The sequence below is a fragment of the Streptomyces sp. NPDC002958 genome, assembly GCF_055563255.1.
In genome coordinates, this window is the sequence record NZ_JBVHDS010000023.1 from 1 (window position 1) to 26,576 (window position 26,576).

At 69.3% G+C, this 26,576-nt stretch carries 22 protein-coding genes and 4 pseudogenes; 8 read left to right on the forward strand and 18 right to left on the reverse strand.

The window, feature by feature from the left end:
• Positions 1 to 521: 521 nt before the first annotated feature.
• Positions 522 to 1,785: pseudogene (locus tag ACZ3IC_RS27680) on the forward strand (IS701 family transposase).
• Between the two features lie 183 nt (positions 1,786 to 1,968).
• On the opposite strand, the gene ACZ3IC_RS27685 reads toward ACZ3IC_RS27680, so the two are convergent.
• A complete protein-coding gene (locus ACZ3IC_RS27685; RefSeq protein WP_467420406.1) occupies positions 1,969 to 3,036 on the reverse strand; it encodes a DUF6615 family protein in 1,068 nt (355 codons plus the stop codon).
• A gap of 123 nt (positions 3,037 to 3,159) precedes the next feature.
• On the opposite strand from ACZ3IC_RS27685, the pseudogene ACZ3IC_RS27690 reads away from it, so the two are divergent.
• Both ACZ3IC_RS27690 and ACZ3IC_RS27695 read left to right on the forward strand, forming a co-directional pair.
• A pseudogene (locus ACZ3IC_RS27690) lies at positions 3,160 to 3,285 on the forward strand (IS630 family transposase); the annotation flags it as partial.
• An 84-nt stretch (positions 3,286 to 3,369) separates the two neighbouring features.
• Positions 3,370 to 3,561 (forward strand): tyrosine-type recombinase/integrase, encoded by a 192-nt coding sequence (locus ACZ3IC_RS27695; protein ID WP_467420545.1) that lies wholly within the window; start codon positions 3,370 to 3,372, stop codon positions 3,559 to 3,561.
• Between the two features lie 328 nt (positions 3,562 to 3,889).
• On the opposite strand, the gene ACZ3IC_RS27700 is transcribed toward ACZ3IC_RS27695, so the two are convergent.
• The 4 genes from ACZ3IC_RS27700 to ACZ3IC_RS27715 form a co-directional block, all read right to left on the reverse strand.
• On the reverse strand, positions 3,890 to 5,194 hold the full coding sequence (locus tag ACZ3IC_RS27700) for a BNR-4 repeat-containing protein (RefSeq protein ID WP_467420408.1): 1,305 nt from the start codon (positions 5,192 to 5,194) through the stop codon (positions 3,890 to 3,892).
• A 156-nt stretch (positions 5,195 to 5,350) separates the two neighbouring features.
• Entirely contained in the window at positions 5,351 to 6,652 is a 1,302-nt protein-coding gene (locus tag ACZ3IC_RS27705) for a type 2 periplasmic-binding domain-containing protein (protein ID WP_467420411.1), read from the reverse strand.
• A gap of 62 nt (positions 6,653 to 6,714) precedes the next feature.
• Positions 6,715 to 7,635, reverse strand: a complete 921-nt coding sequence (locus ACZ3IC_RS27710; protein WP_079180815.1) for a carbohydrate ABC transporter permease — start codon at positions 7,633 to 7,635, stop codon at positions 6,715 to 6,717.
• The gene (locus ACZ3IC_RS27715) at positions 7,635 to 8,561 is read right to left on the reverse strand and encodes a carbohydrate ABC transporter permease (RefSeq protein WP_467420414.1); all 927 of its coding nucleotides are present in this window, start codon (positions 8,559 to 8,561) and stop codon (positions 7,635 to 7,637) included. The genes ACZ3IC_RS27710 and ACZ3IC_RS27715 overlap by 1 nt, the downstream gene beginning before the upstream one ends.
• A gap of 344 nt (positions 8,562 to 8,905) precedes the next feature.
• On the opposite strand from ACZ3IC_RS27715, the gene ACZ3IC_RS27720 reads away from it, so the two are divergent.
• Positions 8,906 to 11,194, forward strand: coding sequence for an FAD-dependent oxidoreductase (locus tag ACZ3IC_RS27720; RefSeq protein ID WP_467420416.1), 2,289 nt, complete (start codon positions 8,906 to 8,908; stop codon positions 11,192 to 11,194).
• Between the two features lie 63 nt (positions 11,195 to 11,257).
• Here ACZ3IC_RS27720 and ACZ3IC_RS27725 read toward each other — a convergent pair whose 3' ends face one another.
• Together ACZ3IC_RS27725 and ACZ3IC_RS27730 are read right to left on the reverse strand one after the other, a co-directional pair.
• The gene (locus ACZ3IC_RS27725) at positions 11,258 to 12,046 is read right to left on the reverse strand and encodes an IclR family transcriptional regulator (protein ID WP_467420418.1); all 789 of its coding nucleotides are present in this window, start codon (positions 12,044 to 12,046) and stop codon (positions 11,258 to 11,260) included.
• Between the two features lie 202 nt (positions 12,047 to 12,248).
• Positions 12,249 to 13,271, reverse strand: a complete 1,023-nt coding sequence (locus ACZ3IC_RS27730; RefSeq protein ID WP_467420421.1) for an acetylxylan esterase — start codon at positions 13,269 to 13,271, stop codon at positions 12,249 to 12,251.
• Between the two features lie 479 nt (positions 13,272 to 13,750).
• Between ACZ3IC_RS27730 and ACZ3IC_RS27735 the strand changes: the two are divergent.
• A pseudogene (locus tag ACZ3IC_RS27735) lies at positions 13,751 to 14,253 on the forward strand (DUF7008 domain-containing protein); the annotation flags it as partial.
• A 62-nt stretch (positions 14,254 to 14,315) separates the two neighbouring features.
• Here ACZ3IC_RS27735 and ACZ3IC_RS27740 read toward each other — a convergent pair.
• Positions 14,316 to 14,525 (reverse strand): DUF397 domain-containing protein, encoded by a 210-nt coding sequence (locus ACZ3IC_RS27740; RefSeq protein ID WP_467420423.1) that lies wholly within the window; start codon positions 14,523 to 14,525, stop codon positions 14,316 to 14,318.
• Positions 14,507 to 15,349, reverse strand: coding sequence for a helix-turn-helix domain-containing protein (locus ACZ3IC_RS27745; protein ID WP_467420425.1), 843 nt, complete (start codon positions 15,347 to 15,349; stop codon positions 14,507 to 14,509). The genes ACZ3IC_RS27740 and ACZ3IC_RS27745 overlap by 19 nt, the downstream gene beginning before the upstream one ends.
• A 196-nt stretch (positions 15,350 to 15,545) precedes the next feature.
• Here ACZ3IC_RS27745 and ACZ3IC_RS27750 point away from each other — a divergent pair, with 196 nt between their 5' ends.
• From ACZ3IC_RS27750 to ACZ3IC_RS27760, 3 genes and pseudogenes are all read left to right on the forward strand, one after another.
• Positions 15,546 to 15,797: a hypothetical protein gene (locus ACZ3IC_RS27750; RefSeq protein WP_467420426.1), complete on the forward strand. Its 252-nt coding sequence runs from the start codon at positions 15,546 to 15,548 to the stop codon at positions 15,795 to 15,797.
• Positions 15,794 to 16,024 (forward strand): hypothetical protein, encoded by a 231-nt coding sequence (locus tag ACZ3IC_RS27755; protein WP_467420428.1) that lies wholly within the window; start codon positions 15,794 to 15,796, stop codon positions 16,022 to 16,024. The genes ACZ3IC_RS27750 and ACZ3IC_RS27755 overlap by 4 nt, the downstream gene beginning before the upstream one ends.
• A gap of 167 nt (positions 16,025 to 16,191) precedes the next feature.
• Positions 16,192 to 16,676: pseudogene (locus ACZ3IC_RS27760) on the forward strand (BREX-2 system ATPase PglY); the annotation flags it as partial.
• A gap of 454 nt (positions 16,677 to 17,130) precedes the next feature.
• Here ACZ3IC_RS27760 and ACZ3IC_RS27765 read toward each other — a convergent pair.
• The 9 genes from ACZ3IC_RS27765 to ACZ3IC_RS27805 form a co-directional block, all read right to left on the reverse strand.
• The gene (locus tag ACZ3IC_RS27765) at positions 17,131 to 18,357 is read right to left on the reverse strand and encodes a beta-ketoacyl-[acyl-carrier-protein] synthase family protein (protein WP_467420430.1); all 1,227 of its coding nucleotides are present in this window, start codon (positions 18,355 to 18,357) and stop codon (positions 17,131 to 17,133) included.
• Positions 18,358 to 18,514: 157 nt separating this feature from the next.
• Entirely contained in the window at positions 18,515 to 18,961 is a 447-nt protein-coding gene (locus ACZ3IC_RS27770; protein ID WP_467420547.1) for a hypothetical protein, read from the reverse strand.
• 74 nt (positions 18,962 to 19,035) lie between these two features.
• On the reverse strand, positions 19,036 to 19,896 hold the full coding sequence (locus tag ACZ3IC_RS27775) for a hypothetical protein (RefSeq protein WP_467420432.1): 861 nt from the start codon (positions 19,894 to 19,896) through the stop codon (positions 19,036 to 19,038).
• A 92-nt stretch (positions 19,897 to 19,988) separates the two neighbouring features.
• Positions 19,989 to 20,342, reverse strand: coding sequence for a monovalent cation/H(+) antiporter subunit G (gene mnhG / locus ACZ3IC_RS27780; protein ID WP_467420435.1), 354 nt, complete (start codon positions 20,340 to 20,342; stop codon positions 19,989 to 19,991).
• Positions 20,339 to 20,677 carry an MrpF/PhaF family protein gene (locus ACZ3IC_RS27785; RefSeq protein ID WP_467420437.1) on the reverse strand — a complete coding sequence of 113 codons (339 nt, stop codon included), beginning with the start codon at positions 20,675 to 20,677 and terminating at the stop codon, positions 20,339 to 20,341. The genes mnhG and ACZ3IC_RS27785 overlap by 4 nt, the downstream gene beginning before the upstream one ends.
• Positions 20,674 to 21,300, reverse strand: a complete 627-nt coding sequence (locus ACZ3IC_RS27790) for a Na+/H+ antiporter subunit E (RefSeq protein WP_467420440.1) — start codon at positions 21,298 to 21,300, stop codon at positions 20,674 to 20,676. The genes ACZ3IC_RS27785 and ACZ3IC_RS27790 overlap by 4 nt, the downstream gene beginning before the upstream one ends.
• Complete coding sequence (locus ACZ3IC_RS27795; protein WP_467420441.1) at positions 21,297 to 22,952, reverse strand: Na+/H+ antiporter subunit D; 1,656 nt, start codon at positions 22,950 to 22,952, stop codon at positions 21,297 to 21,299. The genes ACZ3IC_RS27790 and ACZ3IC_RS27795 overlap by 4 nt, the downstream gene beginning before the upstream one ends.
• The gene (locus ACZ3IC_RS27800; RefSeq protein ID WP_467420444.1) at positions 22,949 to 23,554 is read right to left on the reverse strand and encodes a Na(+)/H(+) antiporter subunit C; all 606 of its coding nucleotides are present in this window, start codon (positions 23,552 to 23,554) and stop codon (positions 22,949 to 22,951) included. Before ACZ3IC_RS27800 ends, ACZ3IC_RS27795 begins: the two co-directional genes overlap by 4 nt.
• Positions 23,551 to 26,478, reverse strand: coding sequence for a Na+/H+ antiporter subunit A (locus tag ACZ3IC_RS27805; RefSeq protein ID WP_467420446.1), 2,928 nt, complete (start codon positions 26,476 to 26,478; stop codon positions 23,551 to 23,553). Before ACZ3IC_RS27805 ends, ACZ3IC_RS27800 begins: the two co-directional genes overlap by 4 nt.
• Between the last annotated feature and the right edge of the window lie 98 nt (positions 26,479 to 26,576).

Sequence of the window (26,576 nt, forward strand, 5' to 3'; positions counted from 1 at the left end):
AACGACCGACTCGTCCGCACCGCTCCGAGCACCTACAAGATCACCCTCCCCGACATCTTGACGCCACCGCCGAATCCTTAACTTCGTGGCATTGGTCGAGTATCTGGCGGTGGCAATAGCCCTCGGGCCTGCCGCCCCGGCTCTCCATCCACGCCGGCGTCGGAAAAGCCTGCCGGACCACCGCCCACTCCGCATCACTCATGTCCTAGCCGTAACAAGGCTTCCGGCCGGGGTGATCGGCCGCGTTCCCGGACCTGTGGGCGAGACAGTCACACCCTGGAGTGGACGGGCTGGACTGAACGAACGGGACCACGCAAGACTGCAACAACAAGGGCCTCCCTGTCGCTCCGGCTTCGATAACCGCGAGCTACCAGGAGGCCCTTTCTTCATGCCCGCACAGCGGCGAACTCACCCGATCCAGCACCCTGTTCGATCAAGAACGACCGCACGATCGGAAAGAAAACAGCTTGTTAGGTGCCCCAAGTGATCCTTATCGGATAGGTTGTAATCTTCTTTCAGGTGTGACACCTGAGGAGATGGAAGAGGTCCGGCCGCATCTGGAGGCCTTCGCCGCCGAGATGCTTGGCCCGCTGGCCCGCCGGGACCAGCGGGCCAAGGGCGAGCTGTACCTGCGCGGGCTGATGTTGGACGGCAAGCGCAAGTCGATGCAGCCGATGGCCGAGCGTCTGGGCGTGGACCACCAGCAGCTGCAGCAGCTCGTCTCCTCCTCGACCTGGGATTACTCCAAGGTCCGGAAAAGACTGGCCCGTTGGGCTGCGGCGCATACCTCTCCCGAGGCGTATGCCATCGATGACGTGGGCTTTCCCAAGGACGGCTACGACTCGCCGGGGGTGGCGCGGATGTACTGCGGCGCGCTGGGCGAACGCGGCAATTGCCAGATCGGGGTCAGTGTGAACCTGGTCAGCGACCGCGCCTCTTCCGCTGTCGACTGGCGCCTGTTCCTGCCGGAGAGCTGGGACGACGCCAAGCAGGGCGAAGACCTGCTGCTGGCCGAGGCCATCCGGCGCCGCCGCACCAAGGCGGGCATCCCGGACACCGCACGGCACCGGGAGAAGTGGCGCCTGGCCCTGGACATGCTCGACGAGGTGCGCGGGGAATGGGAACTGCCCGACCTGCCGGTCGTCGCCGACGCCGGATACGGCGACGCCACCGGCTTCCGCGAGGGCCTGACCGAGCGCGGCCTGACCTACGCGGTCGCGGCCAAAGCCACCACAACCGCCTACCCGGGCGACGCGACGCCCGAACGCCCGCCGTACTCCGGACAGGGCCGCCCTCCCGTGTCCGCCTACCCCCAGCCGCACACCACCCTGCGCGCCCTGGCCCTGGCCGCCGGACAACCGGCCACCCGCACCGTCACCTGGCGCCAGGGCAGCAAGGCCACCAGGCACAACCCGAACGCCGACATGCGCTCACAGTTCCTGGCCCTGCGGGTCCGGCCCGGCCAACCGATCCATCCGCCGGTCCACCGATGGCTCCCTGCCCGCATGCTGGCTGCTCGTCGAGTGGCCTCCCGACTCCGCCGAGCCGACCGACTACTGGCTCTCCACGCTGCCCACCGACACCCCACCGCACGATCTGGTACGAATCGCCAAGATCCGCTGGAGAGTTGAGCACGACTACCGCGAGCTCAAGGACGGCCTCGGCCTGGACCACTTCGAAGGCCGCAACTACCTCGGCTGGCACCGCCACGTCACCCTCACCTCCCTCGCCCAAGCCTTCTGCACCCTCCTGCGACTCGACCCAAAAGCCCCTGCGCCGGCCTGACCCTCTACGCGGTCCTCCGCGAACTCCAGGCCCTCCTGGCCACCTGGACCGGCGCCTGCTCCATATGCGGCCAACCCGCACCAACACCCGAACCACTCCACCGCACGTAACAAAGCCCTACTAGGCAGGGGTGGACAGCCCACTGCCAGCGGCTGTTCCGACCTCCCGAGGGCGAGGCCCTCGCTAATGCGCTCTTGCCCGGCGTGATCGCTCTCCGCCGATATTGAACAGCACGGCACCGGCGACGCGCTCATCGGGAGGCTCGGTCCGACGATCGGCGATCATGTCACGCACGCGTGCGGGCAGCGCACGGACCGGCCGGTGGGCGATCTCGCTCAAACCCCGGTGGACCGGGGTGTCGAGCACATCGGGCTCAACGCTGTCGGTGATGCCCCAATGCGCGGTCTCCCGCGCTAACCGTCTGCCATCGTCCAGGGAAGGTTCCTGAGGGTAGCGTATCGAACCCGCCTCGCTCGACGACCGTGCCCCCGACTCCGGCATCGGAGCGCGAACGGGCATGCGCAAGTCATCCAGTCCTCTGCGGTGCAGGCTTTGGACTTCCGCCCACGCCGCCCGCAGTGCGTCGCCGCGCACCGATTCGGCATCGCACAGGAGGCGGTGCCACGGCACGCTGCGCTTACGCACGTAGGTCGGCGAAGGCGACGGCCATTGAAGGACGGCCCTCACTGTGAGTGCGGACACGACTGTGCAGCCTAGCTGCCGTTGACTGCCGGCCCCATGGCGACAGGCCAGAGGAGCGCGCGATGGCGACACAGGCAGCCAGTTCCGATGGTTGTACAGCACGTAGGCCGGCAGGCAACCCTCCGCTGCGGCGTCCTCCACCAGCATCTCACTCTGCAGACGCCCACTCCCTCGAACGCGGTGTTCAAGTTCGTATCCGACGCCGCCCGGCTTCGCGCGCTTGGCCTGTACGCGCATCCCGAAGCCCACCTTCCCCGAGTAGAACCACCACTCCCAGTCGGCCCCGTTGTGGGACTCCTGGTATGGAGTGAACTCGGTAATCACCACGCGGTCGCCGTGTCGCCTGGCCAACTCCTGCAGATTGGTCGTCGTGACCACCTCTTCACGCGGCACCCGCTCACGAAGGTATGCCTCAGACAGATGCTCGAACGTCCACTCGGCCCGGTCACGCAAGGTTCGGCAGAGCGTCCCGTCCCGCAGGTCGCGGCCGCAGCCAGAGCAGTACGCGAAGTGATCGCCGACCTCAGCACCGCAAGCACACTGGGCCACTCGTCAGCACCTCCCGCCCCCGAAAGCCAAACAGTCAGCCAAGACTACTGTTCAGCTACTGAGGTTGCACTCGTGGAGTCGTAGGGACTGACAGCGTGCAGGCCCTGGGGCATCAAGCCGGGCATGAGGTATCCACGGGGAGGCGGGCTGTCCACCGAACGGCAGCATTTCCAGGAGGAGTTACGGTTTCAGGCGGCCGAGCGGTTCGCCCGGGGTGAGGCGAGCCCGCTGATCGCCAAGGAGCTGCGTTCGACTCCCACCGCTGGAAGCCTGCTCTGGCGTCGGCCGGCCTCATTAAGCCCCTCGACCCCAACACGAGGGGACGGCCGCGACATGATGATGCACGCCCTCCGACACCTGTACGCGTCGACGGTGATCAACGGCGGGGTAGACGTGCACACACTCGCGGATCGGCTCGGACACGCCGATCCTGCGTTTACTCTGCGTAAGTACGTTCACCGGATCGTGGGAGCCGGTTCCAAGATCCGCATCGCGGTCCGGAGCGACTACACCAGGGCCGCGTGACTCCTGCGCTGTTCGGCTTGTGCAACGACCGTGCAAGATGATCTTCGGACGGTTCGTTTGCGCAGGTCAGATGCGTTGTAGAGGAGTTCCGAGACATCTGAAGGTTCTGAGAGAGAACAGCGTAGACCCTCCTGACCCGCGCGGATGCGGGACAGGAGGGTGCCCAGGACATACACCGAAGTCCGGCTGGAGTACGAGAGACGCCGAAGTGTGCGGAGAGCGCCGCCCCGGCCGCAGTGATCTTGTCCCGGCCCGCGACCTGACCCGCTTGCGCCGTCCGCACGGCCGTGGCCTCCCCCGGACGGACGGCGACAAGCGCCACGACTCCTCAACGGGTCGCGTAATAAAGGGTGTTGTGTGCGGTGTCCGGCAGGTAGAGCACATCGTGACCGTCCGAGTCCCGTCGCACCGCAAGCCGGTCCGCGCTCACGCCCGGCGTGGCGGACTGCGCGGTCCAGGCCCCATCCGCCGACTGGGTCGCGGAAAAGACCCGGTCGGTGCCCGAGGTGGTCACGTAGTAGATCCGCTTGGTGTCCGTCTCGTCCCAGGTGATGCCGAGGGCGGCCGCGGTCTGCCCGTCGGCGTACACGGTCTTGCCGACCCAGCCGCCACCGCTCGGATAGGCGTAGTACACGCGGAAGTGACCACCGCTGTCCGCCGAGCGGTAGCGGTAGGCGATCTTCGGGGTGGAGCCGTCGAGGGTGAGCTTGGCGCTCTGCACCGCGGGACCGGTGTACGCGTTGTCGACGCTCCACTCCTCCCCCGCGGTGAGGTCCTGGACGACGTCGGAGGTTGCGGGCGTGAGCGGGGTGGTGACGGTCGTGTTCGTACTGTCCGCGAAGGAACCGGTTGACGGGTCGTAGGCCAGATAAGAGAGCTGGTGGCGGAACGCGGTCGCCGGCGCCTTCGCCCACTCGTAGAGGAGGTGCACGCGGCCGGAGGCGTCCACCGTGAGGTCGTCAGGGTACACGGAGCGATACAACGCACTCGCGAAGGTCGCGACGACGCTCCAGCGGGAGTTGGCGTTGTCCCAGCGGTACAGCTTGCCGGGACGCTGGTCGGAGCCGGTACCGACGCGGGCGGCCAGGTACAGGTCGCCGTTGGGCGCGGTGGTGACGACCGGGTAGGTGATGCCCACACCCTGATCGGGCAGTTCGGATGCGTGGTCGGTGACGTCGCCGCCGGGGGCCTCGGTGCGGAAGTAGCGCCAGGAGTTGGCGTGCATGGAGGTGAAGACGTGCAGGCGACCGCTGCCGTCGCGGGCGATCGACGGCTGGTTGTGGCCGTTGTCGTCGGGGAACTCGGCCTGCTGCCCGTCGCTGTTCAGCAGCGGCAGCCGGCTCCAGACCCCGTCCGGGTCGCGCCGTGCGACGGCGGGCCGGTGCGTCGCGGCCGTCGAGCCCGGCTCGTTGAAGGCGAAGTACGTGTACTGCCCGCGGCCCTTGTACGTGGCGACCGGCGTCCACCAGGCGGCCTGGTTCGACGCGTCCATCGCGTAAGGAACCTTCTCGATCACCGTCGCCGCGGCTGCCGTGGGCTGCGCGGTGTCGGCCCCGGCGGCCGGAGCGGGCAGGAGGAGAGCGGCCAGGGCCGCAGCCGAGGCGGTGTACGTGCGTACCGTGGGACGTCGCAAGATGAGCTCCTTCGCGGGTGCGTGTGCGGGCGTGGGAGATGACGCGGACGGCAACGGCCCGAGGGCCGGCCGCCGCGGTCGTCGTGCGGGGTGGGGTACGGAGCAGGGCCCGGCGAGGCGTGCGGCGCTCGCCAGGCCCGGGCCACGGCGCTCGGCTCAGCGCTTGATGAGCGCGGCGGCCTCCTCGCCGGCCTGCTTCATCGCGTCCTTCGGCTTCGACGTGCCGACGAGGACGGCCTGTACCTGCTTGGCGACGGCCTCCTCGATCTGGGCGTTCTGCGCGAACTGCCAGAACGGGCTGCCGGTCGCCGTCTTTGTGATCTTCTCGGTCCACTCCGTGGTGAAGGTGTCCTTGGCGACCTCAGGAGCGGCCAGACCCGCGGTGGTGGACGGCGGCAGTGCGCGTGCGGCGAAGTACTCGGAGGTGGTGGCCTCGTCGGTGGTGGTGTGCAGCGCGAACTCGGTCGCCGCGTCCTGCCCCTTGCCCTGCACGATCGCGATCACACCGCCCCACAGCAGCGCCTGCGGCGTGTCGCCGGCCTTGAGCACCGGACGCTCCATCGGCTGCATGGCGTCGGCCAGCGTCTTGTCCTTGGACTGGGCGGAGGTCACGCCCTTGCCGATGATCGCGTCGTCGTAGAAGGCGGCCTTGCCCTGCCCGAACAGGGCGCGCGCGTCGAAGCGGTCCACGTCGGCGGCGATCAGCTTCTCGTCATGCAGCTTCTTGTACCAGGTGACCGCGTCGACCGAGGCGTCGTCGCCTATCGTGACCTTCCCGCCGTCGAGCAGCTTGCAGCCGAAGGTCTGCATCCACGGGAAGATGTCCTTGAGCTGCGCGACCTTGGTGGCGGCGGCGTACGGCACGACTCCGCCGCCGAGCCCCTTCAGCTCGCGCAGCGCCGCCTCGAACTCCTCCACGGTGGTGGGATGCTTCTTGATCCCGGCCTTCTCCAGAAGCTTGGAGTTGGCGATCACACCGATCGATCCGGTGTTCCACGGCAGCCCGTACTGCTTGCCGTCGTACACGCCGCTCTTCAGTGCCACGTCCGTGTAGCCGCCCTTGCCGGCCACCGATCCGAGGTCGACCAGCTTGCCCATCTGCGCCATCGCGGCGAGCCAGGCGATGTCGAGGTGCACCGCACCCGTCGTCTCCCCGCCGCCCAGCTTGAGGGTGAGCTGGCTCAGGTACTCGTTGTACGGGTACGAGACCGCGCGGATCTTCGACTTCTCGGCCTTCTCCCATGCCGCGATGATCTTTTCGATCGAGGGCTTGGCGGCCTCCTCGTTGAGCGACCAGGAGGTGAAGTCGAAGTTCTTGGACTTCGGGTCGCCGCCGTTGGACGGGGAGCCGGCGCCGGACGGCGCACAGGCGCCGAGCACACCGGCGCCCGCTGCACCGAGCGCGCCGATACCGAACATGCGCAGCGCGCCGCGCCGGCTGATGCCAGAGGTGGTCATGATCTCTCCATGGGAGTGTGCGGGAGGGGAGGTACGTGAGGGCGCGGGCCGAACCTGCTGGTTCAGCTCTTGACCGAACCGGCGGTCATGCCACCGACGAGGTAGCGCTGCAGGAACATGAAGGCGACGATCACGGGGACCGACACCACGAGCGAGGCAGCCATCAGCTGCGGCCAGGCGGTCTGGAATTCGCCGATGTAGGTGGAGACGAGCCCGGGGGGCAGGGTCTGCTTCTCCTTGTCGGCCAGGGTCAGCGCGAAGATGAAGTCGTTCCAGCCGCGTACGAAGGCGAAGAGCCCGGCGGCGATCATCCCCGGCGCGGCAAGCGGCGCCACGATGGAGTGCAGCGTCCGCCACCGGGACGCGCCGTCGATGGACGCCGCTTCCAGCAGTGCGTCCGGGATGGTGTCGAAGATGCCCTTCAGCATCCAGACGCACAGCGGCATGGTGAACGTGGTGAAGGAGAGCACCAGGGCGCTGTACGTGTTGAGCATGCCGAAGCTGGAGAAGACGGTGTACAGCGTCACCAGCAGAAGCGCCTGGGGGAACATCTGGGAGGCCAGTACCAGGTGCATCAGCGACCGCCGCCCCCGGTAGCGGAACTTGGAGAACGAGTAGCCCATGTACGTGGCGACGATCACGCTCAGCACGGCGGTGATCGAGGCCACGACGAGCGAGTTGATCATGTACTTGATCAGCTGGTCGTTCTCGGCCAGGGCCGTGAAGTTGCTGAGGGTGAGATCGGTGGGTATCAGCTTCGGCGGGAACTGGAAGGTCGACTCAGGGGTGCTCAGCGCGGTGGCGAGCAGCCAGTAGACCGGCAGCAGACCGAAGGCGCCGATGACGACGACCGCGCTCCAGGCGGCGATCCGCGAGCGCAGCAGGTCCTTGCGCATACGGCGCCGGGCGCTGTGCCCGGTCCGCGTGGCGGACGGCTGCGGCCGGTCGACGGCGGACAGCGGGGTGGAGGTGGTGGAAGTCATCAGGCGTCGCCCTTCCGCTCGGTGATCCTGAGGTAGACGGCGACGAGGAGAAGCAGGAGCAGCATCCACAGTCCGCCCAGTGCGGTGGCCCGGCCGATGTCGAAGCCCTTGAAGGCGGTCTGGTACACGGCGGTCGCGAACGTCTCGGTGGTGCCGGCGGGGCCGCCGCCGGTGAGGACGTAGATGGTGTCGAAGTGCTGGAAGTTCCAGATGAACTCCAGCAGCAGCACGATCGAGGCGACACCGCGGACCTGCGGCCAGGTGACGGCGAAGAAGCGCCGGATGGATCCCGCCCCGTCCATCGAGGCCGCCTCGTGCAGCTCCTTGGGCACGGTCTGCAGACCAGCCAGGAGCATCACCATCATCCAGGGGAAGCTGGCCCAGGTCTTGGTGACGATCACGGCGAGCATCGCGGTGCCGGGCCGGCCGAGCCAGGCCACGGACTCGTCGATGATCCCGGCCTCCATGAGGACGCCGTTGAGCACCCCGTAGTTCGCGTTGAAGATCCACATCCAGAGGAAGGAGACCACCACACCCGGGATCACCCAGGGGAACAGGAACAGGCCGCGCAGGAAGCCGCTGCCCTTGAGTCCGGTGTTCAAGGCGAGCGCGAGCGCGAAACCGATCACGAAAGGGACGAGCGTCGCGCCGACGGTGAAGATCAGCGTCTGCTCGAGGATGGCGAGGAAGTCGCCGTCCAGCCAGTAGGTGAAGTTGTCCAGGCCGACGAACTCCCGGCCCGGAAGCCGCAGATCCTGCCTGAAGAAGCCGGTGAACAGTGCCGACAGCAGCGGGTAGAAGATGATCGCCGCGAACAGGGCGAGGCCCGGTGCGGTCAGCAGCAGGGCGAACGCACCGTTGGAGAGCCGTCCCCCGCTCCGCTCACGGGGCGGGGGCGCCTTCTGGGGAGGTGCGGCCGTACTCATGGGTCTGTCCTCTCAAATGGTGGCGGGAGCGCCGTAGCCCTGCGCGAACGTCGCCCCTGCTGCGATGAATGCAAGTTGCAGCATGCGGGATCGTTCTCCATATCGTGCGATGGCGTCAACCCTTTTCGTCGGTGAATCACCGATTCTGTGCAGGACCTGGGACACGGCCCACCTGCCGCGAACTTGCACTTCGGCGTCACGACGGCCAGGTCGGTGGCCGCAATCGGAACTTACAGCGGATCCCAAAGGTTGAACAGTGGTTGCACAATATGGATGTGATGTACGTTCAAGGCCGCTCCGCCGCGCCGGGGAGTATCCGAGCTTCACACCAAGGAGGCCGCACCGTGCGGGAAGAAGAGGTCCATTACGACATCGCCGTGATCGGCGGGGGATTGGCGGGGACCTGCGCGGCCATCGCTGCGGCCCGGCTCGGCCGACGCGTCGCCCTGGTCAACAACCGGCCCGTCCTGGGTGGCAACGCCAGCAGCGAGATCCGTGTCTGGGTCTGCGGCGCCACCGCACACGGCGTGCACCGCTGGGCCCGCGAGACCGGGATCATGGGCGAGCTGTACACCGAGAACCAGTACCGCAACCCCGAGGGCAACCCCTACTACTGGGACCAGGTCGTCCTCGACGCCGTCCGCGCCGAACCGAACATCGACCTCTATCTCAACACCGACGTACGCGAGGTCGACGCGAGCGGCCCCGCCGACAGCCGCGAGGTGCACTCCTGCACCGGCTGGATGATGGGCTCGGAGCGCCGCATCACCTTCCGCGCGAGCCAGTTCCTCGACTGCACCGGAGACGGCCTGGTCGGCCACCTCGCCGGCGCCCGCTACCGCATCGGCCGTGAGGCGCAGTCCGAGTTCGACGAGCCCTGGGCACCGTCCGAGGCGGACCGGGCGCTGCTCGGCTCGACGACCCTCTTCCACACCAGGGACACGGGCCGGCCGGTGAAGTTCGTACCGCCCGCCTACGCCAAGGACTTGTCGACCACACCCATCCTGCGCAACCGCATCCTGCGCACCGGCGACAACGGCTGCGACTACTGGTGGATCGAATGGGGCGGCGAACTCGACACCGTCCACGACAACGAGCGCATCCGCGACGAGCTCCAGGCCGTGATCATGGGTGTCTGGGACCACATCAAGAACTCCGGCCAGTTCCCGGACGCGGCGAACCTCACCCTGGAATGGGTCGGCAGTCTCCCCGGCAAGCGCGAGTACCGCCGTTTCGTCGGCGATCACGTCCTCACCCAGCAGGACATCCTCCAGCAGCGCCAGTTCGAGGACCGGATCGCCTTCGGCGGCTGGTCCGTCGACCTCCACCCGGTACAGGGCATGTACGCCGAGGAGCCCGGCGCGCGCCAGCGGTACGCGGACGGCATCTTCCACATCCCACTGCGCTCCCTCTACTCGGCGAACGTGACGAACCTGCACTTCGCCGGGCGCAACATCTCCGCCACCCACATCGCTTTCGGGGCCACCCGCGTCATGGCCACCTGCGCGACACTCGGCGAGGCTGCGGGTACCGCCGCGGCCCTGTGCGTCGCCGAGAACCTCACGCCGCGGGAACTCGCCACCGAACGAGCGGAACTGGTGCGCCGCACCCTGCTGCGCCAGGACGCCTCCGTGATCGGCCTCGCCGACGTGGACCCCGACAACCTGGCGCGCACGGCCCGCGTCACCGCCTCCTCCTGCCTGAACCGTCTGGCCGCCGAACCCACGCAGGACGCGCCCGGCACCCCGTACCCCCTCACCCGCGACCTCGCCCTCCTGCTGCCGGTCGACCCCTCGCTCGACACGGTCGACCTGCTCGTCCACGGCGCCCCGGACGACCGGTCCCGCGAACTCACCGTGGAACTGTGGAGCACGGGCAGGCCCGAGAACGCGGTCCCCGCCGACCACCTCCTCACGACCACGGTCACCGTCCCGCCAGGCGGCCCCCACTGGGCCACGGCCCGCCTCGACCACCACCCCGACACGCCCCGGAACGCGATCCTCGTCGTCCGAGCCTGTGCCGACACGGCCCTTGTCCTTCTCCCCGAACGCACCGACGGTGTCCTCGCCCTGCGCAGGAAGGTCGAGGGGGACGCGGGCGTCGACCACGACATCCCGGAGGAGGACGGCCAGCCGGTCCTGGAGTGGCAGGCCCGCGGCCTGCGCCGGCAGACCTTCGCCTTCCGGGCGGCCCCCGACACAAGGGCGTTCCACCCCGAACGGGCTGCAGGCGGATACCAACGTCCCTACGGCGGACCCAACATGTGGTCCTCCGCGCCGGACGACGACGCCCGGTGGCTCCGTCTGGACTGGCAGGACGAGCAGGAACTCACCGAGATCCGCCTGGTCTTCGACGATGACGTCGACGAGTACCTCAACAACCTGCACCGCCACCGCACCCCGTACGAGGTCATGCCGGAACTCGTACGCGACTACCGCGTCCAGAGGTGCGACGCCGCCGGTACATGGCACACGCTCCTGACGGTGACGGACAACCGGCGACGCCACCGCGTACACGCGTTGAAGGCCCCGGACGGCGGCCCCGTACGCACCGACGCACTTCGACTCGTGGTCGACGCGACGCACGGGGCACGGCACGCGCACGTGATCGCCTTCAAGGCGTACGGCGCATAGCCATATGGCGAAGGGGTCCGGTGGAGGCCGATCGGCCTCCACCGGACCCCTTCGCCGTGTACGTCAGAGCGCGCCGAGTGCCTGGCTGATGGCGTCGGCGGCCTCGATGACCTCGCGTACGAGGGCGAGGCGCTGCCCCTCGGTGTCGGAGCGGTCCCCGAGCACCGAGGTCGGGCCCCAGAGGGAGATGGCCGCGACGATCTCCCCCGAAGCGTCCCTGACCGGTGCAGCAAGGGACGCACGGCCCAGGGCGCGCTCCTCGGCCTCGACGGCGTAACCGGTGCGCCGGACGGTGTCGATCTCGGCGTCGAGGAGGTCGTGACTGGTGGTCGTGTACTCCGTGTGCGCGTCGAGAGGATCTCCCAGCAGCTTGCGACGCTCTTTGGGGGTCAGACCGGTGAGCAGGCACTTGCCGATGCTCGTGGCATGCAGCGGGGCAGTGTGTCCGGCCTGCGTATAGGACTTGGGGGCGCGCGTGCCCTCGAAATTGCACAGGAACATCAGCTCGCCACCGCGGCGTACGGCCACGTTGGCCCCGAGCCCGGTGCGGGTGGCGAGGCCCTGGAGCACCATGCGGGCGGCCCGGTGCACGGGGTGGCGGTTGGTGGCGGTGGCGGCCAGGGGGAGAAGGCCCAGGCTGAGGCGGTAGAGGTTGCTGACCGGATCGCGTTCGACCATGTCGAGGCGTTCCAGAGTGGACAGCAGGCGGGAGGTGGTCGAGGAGCCCAGTCCGGTGAGCTCGGCGACGTCGGAGACACGGAGTTCGGCCCGGCCGGAATCGAGTGCGCGCAGCACCGATACCGCTCGTTCGACGCTCTGGTTTGTCCCTGAATCAGTCGCCCGCGTAACCATGGCCCTCCTCGTTCTGCAAATCCCTTGCACATTCTGCATCAGCATATCGCGCCTGATCGACGCCCGTACCTGAAAATCAGCGACCGTGGCAGTTCCGCGATGTCCTGCGGGCCGGACGTCCGTGACGTCGCGGAACCACCAGGTCACAGGGCAGGAACCCGTGAGGACCTCGGCCTGGCGGAGCCGGTCGTGCGGCGGACGGTCAGGTGGTGGGGCGCGGCACCATGGGATCCGGCCCCGACAGGAAGCGTCGCTGGGCCTCTTCCAGGGCCGCCGCCTCGGCCCGCTCGCCCGGGTGGTCGAAGTGCCCCGCCTGCAGAACCACGAGTTCGCGCGGCCCGGCCAGTGCGTTGTGCACCGCGAACTGCCCGGGTGGGGGTACCGATGGATCGAACAGGGCGGCGCCCACATGTACGGGGATCTTGAGGTGCCGGGCCGCCGTCGCGGCGTCGAAGTACGCGAGGACATCCAGCACCGAGGGTTCCTCGGCGAGCCGCGTACGCACCGACTCACCGCTGCCCGTGCACGGAAGTGTCACCCGGAGCGGATGGTTTCCGAAGGTCGGCACCGTCAGGCCGGCGGCATGGAAACGGTCGTCCCAGGGGAGTGCCAGCGCCCCGATGCCGCCGCCGAAACTCGTGCCCAGGTACGTCAGCCGTCCGGCAGCCTGCGGCACCAGCCGCTGCAGTGCCGTGGCCGCGCACCAGACGTCCGCCACGCATCCGCCGATGAGGTACGACTCCCTGGCGCCGATGCCGTGCAGGACGTGCCCCGCCGACTTCGAGGGAACGCCGGGCAGCAGGCTCCGCGTCCCGAGCCCGCGCAGACAGGGCCAGATGGTCGCGGTCTCCGGCGGGGACTGCCAGGGATCCGGGGCCTCCCGGCCTCCGTATCCGTGGGTCGCCACACAGCCCTGTGTGACCCGGCCGCCGGCAGGGACGGTCAGCCACCCGCCGATACGGACGCCGTCGGCGGACGTGTACGTGACGTCGGCAATCTGCATGCCGTCCACCGTGGCCCAAGGCCCCTCGATCCGAGGCGCCGTGTCGATACGCAGCGCACTCGCATAGCGCTCTCGCCAGAAGTCGGCGAAGTCGTCCGGGCCCGGCGGCGCCTTCACCGCGAGGAGGCGCCGCAGGTCGTAGCCGTGGGCGGGATCGAAGGGAAAATCATGGGGCAGCGAGCCGAGTTCGCCGGTGTCCGTCGTGAGCGGATGGGTGGACAAGATCTCTCCTTGTTCGGTGTGCGAAGTGACCAGCACGTCTACCGGAAGGGTTCCCGGCGCGACGCACCCTGTCCTGTCGGCGTGGAACCCCCCTACCGGGCCTGACCCGCCGACTCGACGGGTCACGTCCCGCTGGGCGGTGTGGTCACGGGCAGCTGTTTCGATGCGAACGGCGGTGGTCGGTCCAGGGCGGCGGTGCGGCGGAGGCCGGGACGACGCAGGTCCGTCGTTCGATCTCCCGGTTCAGGCCGGACGGGCGCGGCCGTCGGCCCGCCGTGCGGCGAATCCGTCGCCGCCCATCAGCCCGAGGACCTCGCGGCGCCCGCCGGTGGAATCCCCGTCGTGATCTCCGTCGCCCGCGAGACCATACGGTGATCGACCTGCGCCTTGCAATAAGGAGGCGCAGCGGCTGAGGCACGTGGCGCCCTAAAAAAGCGCGAATGACAGGCCGCTCTCGTGTTCTGATGAACTGTTTGACGCAGCACGTCTGGGTTCTTCAGCGGCAAGAGGACGCCGCTCCGGACGAGCCGGGCAAGCGGAAGATCCGGGACAGCATCCCGTACCGCCAAAGTACACACCTCGGCGGACTTCCTGCGCCCCTCCTACTGGCGGGCACGCGGCAAGCTGGACGTACCCAAGGAGCGGTTCATCTCGTACGCTCGGGCCAACGTGGCCACCCCCGACCTCTACGGTGGGCCGGCTGGGACCACCGGGAGCAGGCGATCGCGCTCGACACGTACATCGCCGCCCACGAGGGCCTGACCACCGAAGAAGTCACCCCCCTCCTCGCCGGGCTGCTCGAACTCCAACGTGGCTCAACCAGTGGCACAATGAGCCCGATCCGCTCTTCGCCCCGACTCCCGCCAAGTTCTTCGAGGGTGACCGGCAGATGGAGCAGGGTAAGCACGGCCTCACCGACGACGACCTGCGCGCCTGGCGCCCGGCCGCCGCGACCAGAGGACGCCGTACCGCCAAGAAGTAGCCCGCCGACTAGGCCAACGGCCCCGCAATCCGAACCGATCGCGGGGCCGTTGCCATGTTTGTTCAGCCGCCCAACTGCCCTTCCCTGATTGCCGAGACAAAGGAGGCCCAGCCGATGGTCGGGAACACGAGCACTGGGCCATGCGGAAACTTGCTGTCCCGTACCGGGACGACGGCGGCGAAGTCGTCAGAGACCTCGACGCAGGCGCCGCCGTCCGAGTTGCTGTATGAGCTCTTGCGCCAGTTCACGACGCTCAGGTCGATGGATCGCACGGCACTTCCTCCAACATGCGCAGGACGAACTTCCGCGACTCGGCCGGGGAAAGCGCCAGGTCACGGACTGCATCGTAAGCACCTTGCAGCTTCTCAACCGCCGCGCTGTCTTCGATCAGGTCGCCGCGGTGCGCGTTCTCCGTGTATGCCACCGTACGTCCCTGCGCCAGGCGTAGGAACCACACGTCAGTGCTATCAAGCCCGTAAGGACCAGCGCTGAACGGCAGCACCTGGACGGCGACGTTCGGGCGTTCCGCCATCTCCGCAAGGTGCTCCAACTGCCCATGCCACTCCGAAGTGTTCAGCAACGCCGTGCGCAGGACCGCCTCAGAAAAAATGGTCCGGAACCGGGGCGCGTCCTCCCCCTCCAACAACTCCCGCCGTCCCATCCGAGCCTCGACCTGCTGCTCAAGCTCCTTCCCCTTGAGCCCGCCCGCCGCCAGCACCTCCCGCGCATACCCCGGCGTCTGCAACAACCCCGGCAGCACGCTCACCGCGAAGTGCCACAAGCTCACCGCCTCCGCCTCCAGCGCCATGTACCGCCGGTACCGCTCCCGGAACTGCGTATGGTCCCCGGCGGCCAGCTCCCACAGCGCCAGCAGCAGCCCCGGTGTCCCGTAGTGCTGGTCCAGCGCCTGGACGACCTCCGGGCTCCCCAGGGTCTCGCCCTTCTCCATCTTCCCGAACAACGACCAGTCCCAGCCCAGCCGCTCCCCGAGCGCCCGCAAGCTCGTCCCGCTCCCGGCCCGTAACGTCCGCAGCTCCTCGGCGAACCGCTGACGGGGTTCCTGGCTGCGGCCGGTGATGACGCGTCGTTGCGGCATACCGCTCCCTCCGGGACGTTCATGTGACCGATGTGGAACGTGTGGAACCACCTCCGCGCGGCGGGGAAGCACCACCCCGTCCACGATCCGGTCGCCCACATCCGGGCGCATCCTCGTAACACCCCGGCTACGCAGCGTAATTCACCCAGCGCAGCCGGGGCATGGATTCAACGGAAACGCACCCACGAGGACGCACATGACACTCACACCGCGCACTCCCCACGCCCCCAGGATCCAGGAGGCCCTCGACGCCCGCGACGCCCTCGCCACCGCCCTCACCCGGGCCGGCATCCAACTCCCCGCCATGGACATCCGTACCCCCTGGGCGGACGACCGCGAGGATGGCCACGAGCGCGAAGCCCCGTACGCCCTCGTCCACCTCGGCGTGTGTTCCGCCCCCGTCGCCCACGCGCTCGCGGACGTGATCACGAAGGGGATCGCCTGGTGACGGAGGCCGCCGACAAAATCCCCACCGTCGGGGAGACCGTCCGCGACACCGCCCGCGACCGGGTCGGACGAGTCATGGGCCACGTGGGCCCGTACGTCCGGCTCCGTCCGCTCTCCGGTGGCCGCGGCTGGGACGCCGACCCGAACCATCTCCACCGCCTCACCCCGTCCGAGTTGCTCAGTGTCCTCGTCGCCGAGGCGAACGCACGCAGCAGACAGGGGAGGTGACAGCGCAGAGGCGACGGCACCCCTCACCACCCCCAGGCCTGGCCATGACCCACCGGACTCGATACCCGCCCGCCCCGACCCGGCCGACTCCCGCAGGAATCCCCTCCCCTTCGGTCAAACCCCTCACCTAGGATGGCAAGAACCATCTCAGCGGCCCGACGGGCTTCCTGATCCGCCTCGCGCGAGCGCGCGGCGGGCATCGGAGGACATGCGTCTCCACTTCGGACTTCGTCCTCCAGCTCTCGGAGGCCACGACGCCCGAAGGCGCGGAGCGGGCGCTGCGCGACTACGTGGTCACGGAACGGCTGCTGGAGAACTTCGACGAGGCGCTCGGGCTGATCCGGTCCGCGCTCGACGGGCACACGTCGAAGGCGGCCTATCTGCACGGCTCGTTCGGTTCCGGTAAGTCGCACTTCATGGCGGTACTGCACGCGCTGCTCAGCGGGGCGCCGGCGGCCCGCGCGCGGACCGACCTGGACCCGGTGCTCACCAAGCACGAGTGGCTCGGCGCGAAGGGAAAGCGGTCCTGCTCGTGCCGTACCACATGCTCGGGGCGAAGGCCCTGGAGCAGCGGGTCCTCGGCGGCTACGTCACGCACGTCAAGAAGCTGCACCCCGAGGCGCCGACGCCGCAGGTGCACCGGACGGACGCATAGTGGGGAGTCTGACCCTGGCCCTGGCCATCACGCTGCTCGACAGCACAAGTCCGGCCATATCCGCTCCGCTACAAGTGGACCCGCACCGGCGGCTGGAGCTGGGCCCGAACATCACGGACCTACGTCTCCTACTACCGCATCGTCTACACCAGGGGCTGACCCGACCTCGTCCGGCCTGAGTAGTGTGGCGCTCCGCGGATCCTTCCGTCCAGGTTGGCCTTCAAGGGCTCTGCGGAGCCAGCCCGGGAGCGTACTGGGCGAGCAAGGTCAGGGCACACCACTCCAGCTCTGGTTCCCCGCGGTTCCACGAGCTGAACCGCTTTGATCACGGTGTCGGGGAGTACCTCGACCCCATGGGTGCTGCCATCGCCTTGATCGTCGCCGATTGCGGCTGGTGACAGTTGGTGAACGGCGCTCAAGTGGGCAGCCTGGACAGCAGCGCAGGATCAGCTCAGGTCCGCGTGAAGGCCACGCTGACGTTATGTCCGCCGAAGCCGAAGGAGTTGACCAGAGCGGCGTCCCAGCGGCCCTTGCATGGAGCGCCCGTGATGAGATCGAGCTTGACAGCCGGGTCGGGGTCGTCGAGGTTGCGGATGGCGGGGGCGATGCCGTCACGCAAACCGTAGACGGCGGCCAGCGACGCCACCGCACCGGAGGCGCCCAGCAAGTGGCCGGTCATCGACTTGATGGCGCTGATCGCCGGGTGGTGGCCGATGGCCTGGTGGATGGCCTCGGCCTCCTCCAGGTCGCCGGTGGGTGTCGCCGTGGCGTGCGCCTGGACGCAGCCGATGTCCTGCGGGGTGAGGCCGCCTTCGCGCAGTGCCATGTCGATCGCGCGTACCTGGCCCTCCACGTCGGAGGCGGTGATATGACCGGCGTTGGAGGAGATGCCGGCCCCGGCAACGGCGGCGATCGGCCGCGCGCCCCGCGCGCGGGCGAACTCCGCGCGTTCCAGGACCAGGACCGCCCCGCCTTCACCCAGCACAAAGCCATCCCGGGCCGTGTCGAACGGCCGGGAGGCACCCGCCGGGTCCTCGTTGCGTTTGGACAGGGCCGTCATCTGGCCGAAGGCGGCCAGCGGGAGCGGGAGGACGCTGGCTTCCGTACCGCCCGCCACGACGATGTCGGCCCGGCCGAGGCGGATGAGGTCGATGGCCATCGCGATGGCCTCCGCGCTGGAGGAGCAGGCGCTGACCGGGGTGCGCGCGCCGGCCCGCGCCCCGAGGTCGATGCTCACCCAGGCGGCGGGGCCGTTGGCCATCAGCATGGGGACGGTGAGCGGCGAGACTCGCCGCGGGCCGTGCTGCTCCAGGGTGTGGTCCTGGGCGAGCAGCGAGGTGATGCCACCGATGCCAGTGCCGATGACCACCGCGAGGCGCTCCGGGTCCACCTCGGGCGTGCCGGCGTCCGCCCACGCCTCCCGCGCGCTGAGCAGCGCGATTTGCTCACAGCGGTCCAGCCGACGGGCCTCAACCCGAGGCAGGGCCTCGCCGGGTTCGGTGCGCAGCCGCGCGGCGATCCGCACCGGGAGGGGTTCGGCCCACTGCTCAGTCACCTCCATGACCCCGGACTCGCCGGCGAGCATCGCCGCCCACGTCGAGGGGGCGTCGCCGCCGAGCGGTGTGGTCGCGCCCACCCCCGTCACGACGATGTCGTGTTGCGCTGCAGTGCTGGACATCTGGTTACCTCCCGGGCCATGGTTATCGGCTTCCGACAACCCCTGCCGGAGCCACACTGGCGGAGAAGAGCCGCCATCGGCAACCCTGCCAGCGATCAAGGCTCCGCACGAAGGCCGCCACCCCCCGAGATGCGTGCCCGAATTTGTTCACTTCCCACTAAACGACTCGGTCCGCGATTGCCCGAGCGCCGAGGAGCCGGGCCCGCCCGATTGTCCGGCATCTGGACCGACGAGAACGACCAGTAGAACGAGGACAGCGAGCCGGACGGCCGGGGCGACCAGCCGTGGTGCCGAGCATCCGGAAGGCGGCCGCACGCCTGGGCGCGGAGATGCACCTCAAGCGCGGCAGCATCGAGCAGGCGTGCACCACCTGGCACCGGGCCATCGACCACATGGACGCCTGGCTGGCTGCTGGTCGTCGGTGTCCGCTGGTGTTCGGGGGGCCCGGCACGGTGGCCGCAGCCAGGTTCAGACGGGCGTCCATGTCGAAGTTCGCCTCCCCGTACGGGCGGACGTGGGACCAGAACAGCGGGGTCAGGCCGCGCCGGTCGGCAGGCGTGAGAAGACCGGCCCACTCCGGCTCGCCCAAGATGTCCTGAAGCATCAGAGTGCTCACGAAGACCAGAGCTGACTGCAGGATTCGCAGGCACAGGTCCCTGGCTGAGCGTCCGTCGGTCGTTACGGGCGGCGTTGGTGGCCGACGTCGCGGGCGAGGTCCAGGCCGAGGACGCGGTCGAGATGGGCGAAGGTCTCGAACTTGGCGCCCGGCGGCACATCAGGTCGTTCCGCCACATCGGCCAGCAGCGCCAGGACGGCGGCGACGTCGAGATTCTCGGTGAGGGCCGTGTGCGACTGCCGCAGCAGGTCGGTGGGGATCGGTCTGGACGGCTGCTGCGCCCAGTCGGCGACCGATCGCCGCCAGTCGCGCAGTGTCCGGCGGGTTTCGGCAAGCGCGGGACCGGTGACCGTGACCGAAGTTGCGTAGGGGCGGCCGAGCAGCAGCAGGCGTACCGCCAGTGGATCAGCGGTCTCCGGAATCGTTGCGTCCGGAGAGTCCTGGAGGTCGGGGAGGTCGGGGTCGGGGATGTGACCCGGGGCGGGGATTCCCTCCGTCGGTGGTGTTGTGGCGACTTGGCCCACCTCGATCAGGGCGCCGCCCCCGGCGTCGCCCGGGTCGGTGCCGGCGGCGGCCACATGAATGTCGGCGGGGCCGCCCAGTGCCGCGTCCGAGCGGTGGGCTCCGACGACGGCAGGGGGATGGATGCCGAGCACCGCCATCACCCGTTCCAGGGCCCGAATCTGGTCCTGTGTCAGCTCCGGAGTGGTGAGGACCGTGACGACCTGGAGGCCGTTCAGTTCGGCGGTGCGTGCCAGTACGTCGCCGATCAGGGGGACGCGCAGGTGCACGGGGCCGAGCCCGGTGCCGGTGTCCGGGCCCGTGCCGATGTCGGGCAGGTGCACGCAGCTGCGCAGTAGGCGGCGTGGGGCGGCGGGGACTTCCACGAGGTGGCCGGTGCGGGTGTCGGCGATACGCAGCATGATGCGGAGGCTAGTCGCGGGGGCCTGCCGTGCGTGGTAGCCGTGCGGGGCATTCGCGCTTCGTGCGGCGGGTGCCCGGAGACTCCGGGGTCTCAGTTCTCCTCAGTCAACTGCTGGTCGAGTTCGTCGAAGAGCAGCTCGCCGTGGTCGATCTGGCCGGTGCGGTAGGCGGTCCGGGCCACCAGATGGGCGGCCACGGGGCCGGTCATCAGCTGGAAGAAACCGATCAGCGCGAGGGTGGCGAGGTCCATGCCGCTGCGCAGCCGCAGGGCCACCCCGGCGAGGACCAGGAGCATGCCGAGGGTCTGCGGTTTGGTGGCGGCATGGCTGCGGGACAGCACATCCGGCAGCCGCAGCATCCCGATCACGCCGAGCAGGCAGACGGCCGCGCCGATGAAGACCAGTGCCGCACCGGTCGTATCGAGGATCTGGAGCCAGGCGTTCACCGCAATTCTCCCTCGGAGCCGTCGGGGCCGTCCCCGTTCACACCGTGTCTCGGTGGCCGGTCGCGTACGGCGATGAAGCGGGCGATGCCGACCGAGCCCGTGAACCCCAGGAACGCCAGCACCAGCATGATCGGGAAGTAGAAGGGGTCGCGGGCGAAGGCGGACTTGGCGCCGAGGCCCGCGATGATGAGGGCGGCGCACACGTCCAGCGAGATGGCCCGGTCCAGCATGGAGGGGCCCCGCCAGATCCGGGCGAGGAGCCCTGCTCCGGCGACGACGATCACCACGACGGACGCGGTGAGCAGCGCCCGGTCGACGGTCTCCGGCACGCTCATGCGGCGCCCTCCCTGTCGGGTGGTGTGGTCGAAGGCGGTGGTGCGGCGACGCGGGCGATCTCGTCGGGGGTGCCGAAGGCCCGGACGGTCAGCCGTTCGAGGCGCCAGACGGAGCGCCGCGCCGCGTCGAGGACGGCGGGTCTGTCCGCGTCGAGGACATGCAGGAAGAGGGTGGCCGTGGCGCGGCGTACCTCGACGACCGATCCGCCGGGTACGTTCGACACGGCGACGGCGGTGGCCGCGAGCATCAGGTCGGAGCGGCAGCGCAGCGGTACGGCGATGACGGCGGCCCGGTGCGGATGGCTGACGAAGATCTGCCGGGTGACCCGTACGCCCGAGGTGTACATGTCGTACAGCAGATAGCCGGCGAGCATCAGGATGCCCCATGGGTGCAGGCGGAGCCCGAGGTCGACCCGGGGCAGCGGGAAGGCCAGGCAGACGGCGATCGCCACGACCGCGCCAGTCAGTACGTTGGCCCACTGCAGACTGGACCAGAGCATCACCCAGATGAGTGTGAGCCAGGCGATCAGCGGAGGGTCGAGCACCCGTCCCCGCCCGCCGAACTCACAGCTGAAGGGCGGCAGGTCCTTGTTCCGGAAGGACAGCTTGATCAGGCGTTTCACCGGCCGAGCACCGCCTCGACGTAGGGGGCGCGCGCGAGGAGTTCGGCGGCCGCGCGGTCGGTGTAGGAGGTCAGCGGACCGGCGAACACGGTGAAGGCGAGTCCGAGGGCGACGGCTGCCGCGGTGGCCGCGGTCATCGGCTTCGGCAGGTGCGTGGTGGTGGTGACGGCGTGTCCGTGCAGGGTGGCCGCGACCGCGCGCCCTGCGGGCTGATGGCGGCGGCGGACCGGTTCGTCGCCGGTGCCGGGGATGTGGTCGGGGCCCTCGTCGATGTCCTTGTCGTCCTCTTCGGAGTCGGACTCCAGGACGGTGCCGTACGCGGCCTGGCCGGGGGGCGCGGCCCGCCAGAACGCCAGGTTCCAGACCTTGGCCATCACGTACAGCGTGAGGAGGCTGGTCACGGCCGACCCTATGACGAGGATCCACGCCCAGACGCTGCCGTCGGCGACACCGGCCCGCATCAGCCCGAACTTGCCGATGAATCCGGAGAGCGGCGGGATGCCGGCCAGGTTCATGGCGGGTACGAAGAAGAGGGTGGCGAGGAGCGGGGCGGCCTTGGCCAGTCCGCCGATCCGGGTGAGTTCGGTGGTGCCGCCCCGGCGTTCGATCAACCCTGCCACCAGGAAGAGCGTGGTCTGGACGGTGATGTGGTGGGCGACGTAGACGATCGCGCCGCCGTACGCGTCCCGGGTGGCGAGGCCGATACCGAAGACCATGTAGCCGATGTGGCTGATGAGGATGAAGGAGAGCAGCCGTTTCAGGTCGGTCTGGGCGACGGCTCCGAAGATGCCGACGACCATCGAGGCGAGCGCGGAGGCCATCAGCAGGTCGCCGAGCCGGTTGCCGGGGAAGAGCAGGGTCTGCGTGCGCAGCATGCAGTAGATACCGACCTTGGTGAGCAGACCGGCGAAGACGGCGGTGACGGGGGCGGGCGCGGTCGGATAGGAGTCGGGGAGCCAGGCGGCGAGCGGGAAAACGGCGGCCTTGATGGCGAAGACGGTGAGCAGCATCGCCTGGATCAAGGTCTGGACGCCGAGCGGGAGTTCGGGGAGGCGGACGGCGAGCTGGGCGAAGTTCGCGGTGCCGGTCGCCGCGTACGTCATGGCGATGGCGGTGAGGAACAGCATCGACGAGAACAGCGAGATGATCACGTAGGTGGAGCCTGCGCGGACGCGGGGGCCGGTGCCGCCGAGGGTGAGCAGGACGAAGCTGGCGACCAGCATGATCTCGAAGCCGACGTAGAGGTTGACGAGGTCACCGGCAAGGAAGGTGCAGGAGACTCCGGCAACCAGGATCAGATACGCGGGATGGAAGACCGCGACGGGTGTTTCCTCGTCCCGGTCGGCCATGCCCTGGCCGAGGGAGTAGACCAGCACGCAGAGCGTGATGGCGGAGGAGACGGTCAGCATCAGTCCGGACAGTCGGTCGGCGACCAGGGTGATGCCGAGCGGTGGCGCGAAGTCGCCGAGGTGGACGGTGAGCGGGCCGCGGGCGTCGGCGACGATCATCAGGGTGAGGGAGAGTCCGAGTACGGCGGTGAGCACGGCGACGCTGGTGAGGCGCTGGATCTGTTTGAGTCGGGTGCCGAAGGCGAGGCTCAGGCCGGTGGCGCTGAGCGGCAGCAGCACCGGCAGGGGGACGAGTGCGTTCATCCGGTGGCTCCTGGGTCGGAGGCGTCGGGGTGGGCCCGCTGTTGTGCGTAGTCCTCGGGGTCCGCGCCCAGTACGTCGTGCCAGAGGTCCCCGGTGGCGTACCGGCCGCGGGCCTGGAGGGCGCGGTCGGCGCGCAGCCTGGCCCGCAGGCGGCGGCGCTCCTCGCGGTACCGGGCACGTTCCTCGTCCGTGACGTCGGGGGCGGCCCGGTAGCGTTCGCGCAGTTCGTCCCGCTCCCCCAGTACCTCGGAGCGCAGTGCGATGCGCCGGTCCTCCAGGTCGTCGTGGACCTCGTCCGTGCCGGTCAGCTGGTGGCTGCGGTAGGCCATGGCGAGGAGGAACGCCGTGGTGGCGAGGGTGATGACGATCGCGGTGAGCGCGATGGCCTGGGGCAGGGGGTCGGTGATCTGGGCCAGCGGGACGCCGTAGAGGAGCGGTTCCTCACCGGCCCGTCCGCCGGCGGCCAGGACGAGCAGGTTGATGCCGTTGCCGGCGATCACCGCACCGAGCAGGATGCGGGTGAGGGGTCGGGTGAGCATGAGGATGCCGCCGACCGCGCACAGCACCGCGGCGGTGGCCAGGAGCGAGGCGCTGACCGTCATCCGGGGGTGCCTCCGGTCCCGGGTGCCGCTTCCGGCGGGGTACCAGTACTCGCCGCGGCTGCCTTTTCGGCCGCCGCTCGCTCGATCTGCCGATCGATCTTGGCGCCGAGCGCGCGCACAATGTCCAGCACCACGCCCAGCACCAGCAGATAGACCCCGAAGTCGAAGAGGACCTGGGTGCCCATCTCGTATTCGCCGATCAGGGGCAGTTGGCCGTGGTGGGTCCAGGCGTGCAGGACCGTTCCCTCGGCGAGGCCGAGCAGGGCGACGCCGGTGGAGAGGAACAGCCCGAGGCCGGTGAAGAGTCCGGGTTGCAGCGGCGCGGCCTCGGCAAGTTCGAAGCGGCCGCCCGCCAGGTAGCGGGTGATCAGGGCGAGCCCGGCGACGAGTCCGGCGACGAAGCCGCCGCCCGGCATGTTCTCGGCGCAGAAGAGCAGATACACCGAGAGCACCAGGACCGGGTGGAACAGCAGCCGGGCCACGACCTCGAAGACGATCGAGCGGTGCTCGGGCGCGAGCGTCGCGCCGGCCGCGAGCCAGCTGCGCTCCGGCGCGCCTTCGTCGCCGTGCGGAATTTTTGTCATCTCGGGGGCCGTCAACGACCAGGCGGTACGCCCCTGTGCCTCTTCCCGCAGCGACGGTCCCTCGGTGCGGCGATGCAGATAGATCAGGCTCGTCACCCCGATCGCCGCAGTGGCGAGCACGGCGGACTCCCCCATCGTGTCCCAGGCGCGCAGGTCGACCAGGATGGTGGCCACGACGTCCTTGAGGCCGTGGTGGGCTGTTTCCTCCACCATGGCCGCGCCCGCCGGGTCCGCCGTACGGGCCGCCGCCGCGACCCACACCACCACCCCGAGCGTCGCCGCCGAGGCCAGCGCCACCGGAATGCGTACGGCACGCCGCCAGGTGCTGACCGACTCCTGGAAGTGCACCGGCATTCGGCGCAGCACCAGCACGAACACGATCATCGAGACGGTCTCGACGCAGAACTGGGTGAGCGCCAGGTCCGGGCCGCCCTGGACGACAAAGAGCAGCGCGGCCCCGTATCCGGTCAGCCCCGCCAGGACCACGGCCTTCATCCGGCGGCTGACGGTGAGACAGAGAAGTGCGGCCGCACAGGTCAGCACAGCGATGGCGCCCTGCAGCGGGATGTCCCAGGCCCTCGGGGCGGCGGCGCCGCGCCAGGGCCGATCCACACCGAGGACGGTGAGCTGGCCGGCCAGCATCACGAGCAGGGTAATGGCGAGGTAGACGGAGAGCGAGCCGCGCTGGACGAAGCCGGTGAGCTGGAGGGAGAGCCGTTCCAGACCGAGGAGCAGGTGTCCGAAGACGCTGTCGGCGGTCGGCCAGGCGATCCGCCGGGAGAGCCGGGTCACGGTGGTGCGGCCCATGAAGAGCACCACACCGCCCGCGATGGCGACGGCCGAGAGGAGCACGGGGGTCCCGAAACCGTGCCAGAGCGCGAGGTGGTACGGATGGGCGGACGGGGGGAGCGTGTCCGCGTACGCGCTGAACAGCCGGTCGGTCCATCCGACGCCCGGGCCCAGAACCAGCCCGCAGACCGCGAGCAGGGCGGGTGATGCGAGGAATGACAGGCCGACCTGGTGCACCGGGGTGTCCTCGACCCCGGGTTTACGGGCGAATGCTCCCCAGACGAATCGCACGGTGTATGCGACTGTCAGCGCCGAACCCGCGACCGTGATGCCCAGTGCCCAGCGGTCGGCGGTGTTGCCGTGCAGCAGCGCCTCGAACGCGGCCTCCTTCGCGGCGAAGCCGAGCAGCGGGGGCAGGGCGGCCATGGACGCGGCAGCGAGCACCGCGACGGTGCGGACGTGCGGCAGTGCCCGGCCGACGCCGGAGAGCTTGCGCAGATCGCGGGTGCCCGCCGCGTGGTCGACGATGCCGGTGACGAGGAACAGCGGGGCCTTGAACAGGGCGTGGGCCAGGATCATGACGGCGGCGGCCAGTGCCGCGTCCCGGTTGCCGATCCCGGAGAGCAGGGTGAGGAGGCCGAGCTGGCTGACGGTGCCGTAGGCGAGGACGAGCTTGAGGTCGTTCAGGCGCAGCGCCCGCCAGCCGCCGAGCAGCATGGTCGCGGCGCCGAGGACGATCACGACGGGCCGCCAGATGGGCACATCGGCGAAGCCGGGCGCGAGCCGGGCGACCAGGTAGACACCGGCCTTCACCATCGCTGCGGCGTGCAGATAGGCGCTGACGGGGGTGGGTGCGGCCATGGCGTTCGGCAGCCAGAGGCTGAACGGCCAGATCGCCGACTTCGACAGGGCCCCGCACAGGATCAGCACCACCGCGACGGAGACGGCGAGGCTCGCCCCGGGCGGGTCGGCGAGGATCGCGGAGATCCGGTACGTGCCCGCCGTCTGACCGATGATCAGGAAGCCGACGAACATCGCGAGGCCGCCGAGCGTGGTCACGGTGAACGCCTGGAGCGCGGAGCGGCGGCTGTGTTTCTGCTCGCTGTCGTACCCGATCAGCAGGTACGAGAAGACCGTGGTCAGCTCCCAGAACACATAGAGCGAGATCAGGTCGTCGGCGAGGACCAGGGCGAGCATGGCGCCCGCGAACGCGAGGAGATTCCCGGCGAAGCCGGCCAGTTGTGGGGTGTCGTCGGTGAAGTACGAGGCGCAGTAGAGCAGGACGAGCGTGCCGATTCCGGCCGCGAGCAGCACCATCAGCTCGGCAAGCGCGTCGAGCCGCAGATCGACGGTGACGTCGTACGCCGGCATCCACTGCCATGACCGGGTGACCGAACCGCCGGAGGCGGCGGTGTTCCACTGCGTGGCCGCCCACACGGTGGCGGCGGCCGGTGGCAGCGCGAGCACAACGAAGGCGCGTCTGCCCAGCGCTCGTACCAGCGGGCGCGCGCAGGCGGCCAGGACGAAGTGACAGACGATGAGCGCGGTCATACGGCCCCGAGGGGCGTCCCGCGCCCGCTCCGGTCGGGCGTCCGGGGCGTGGGCGATGCATCACGGACAATGAGCACTAAATACAGATATATCCCCGA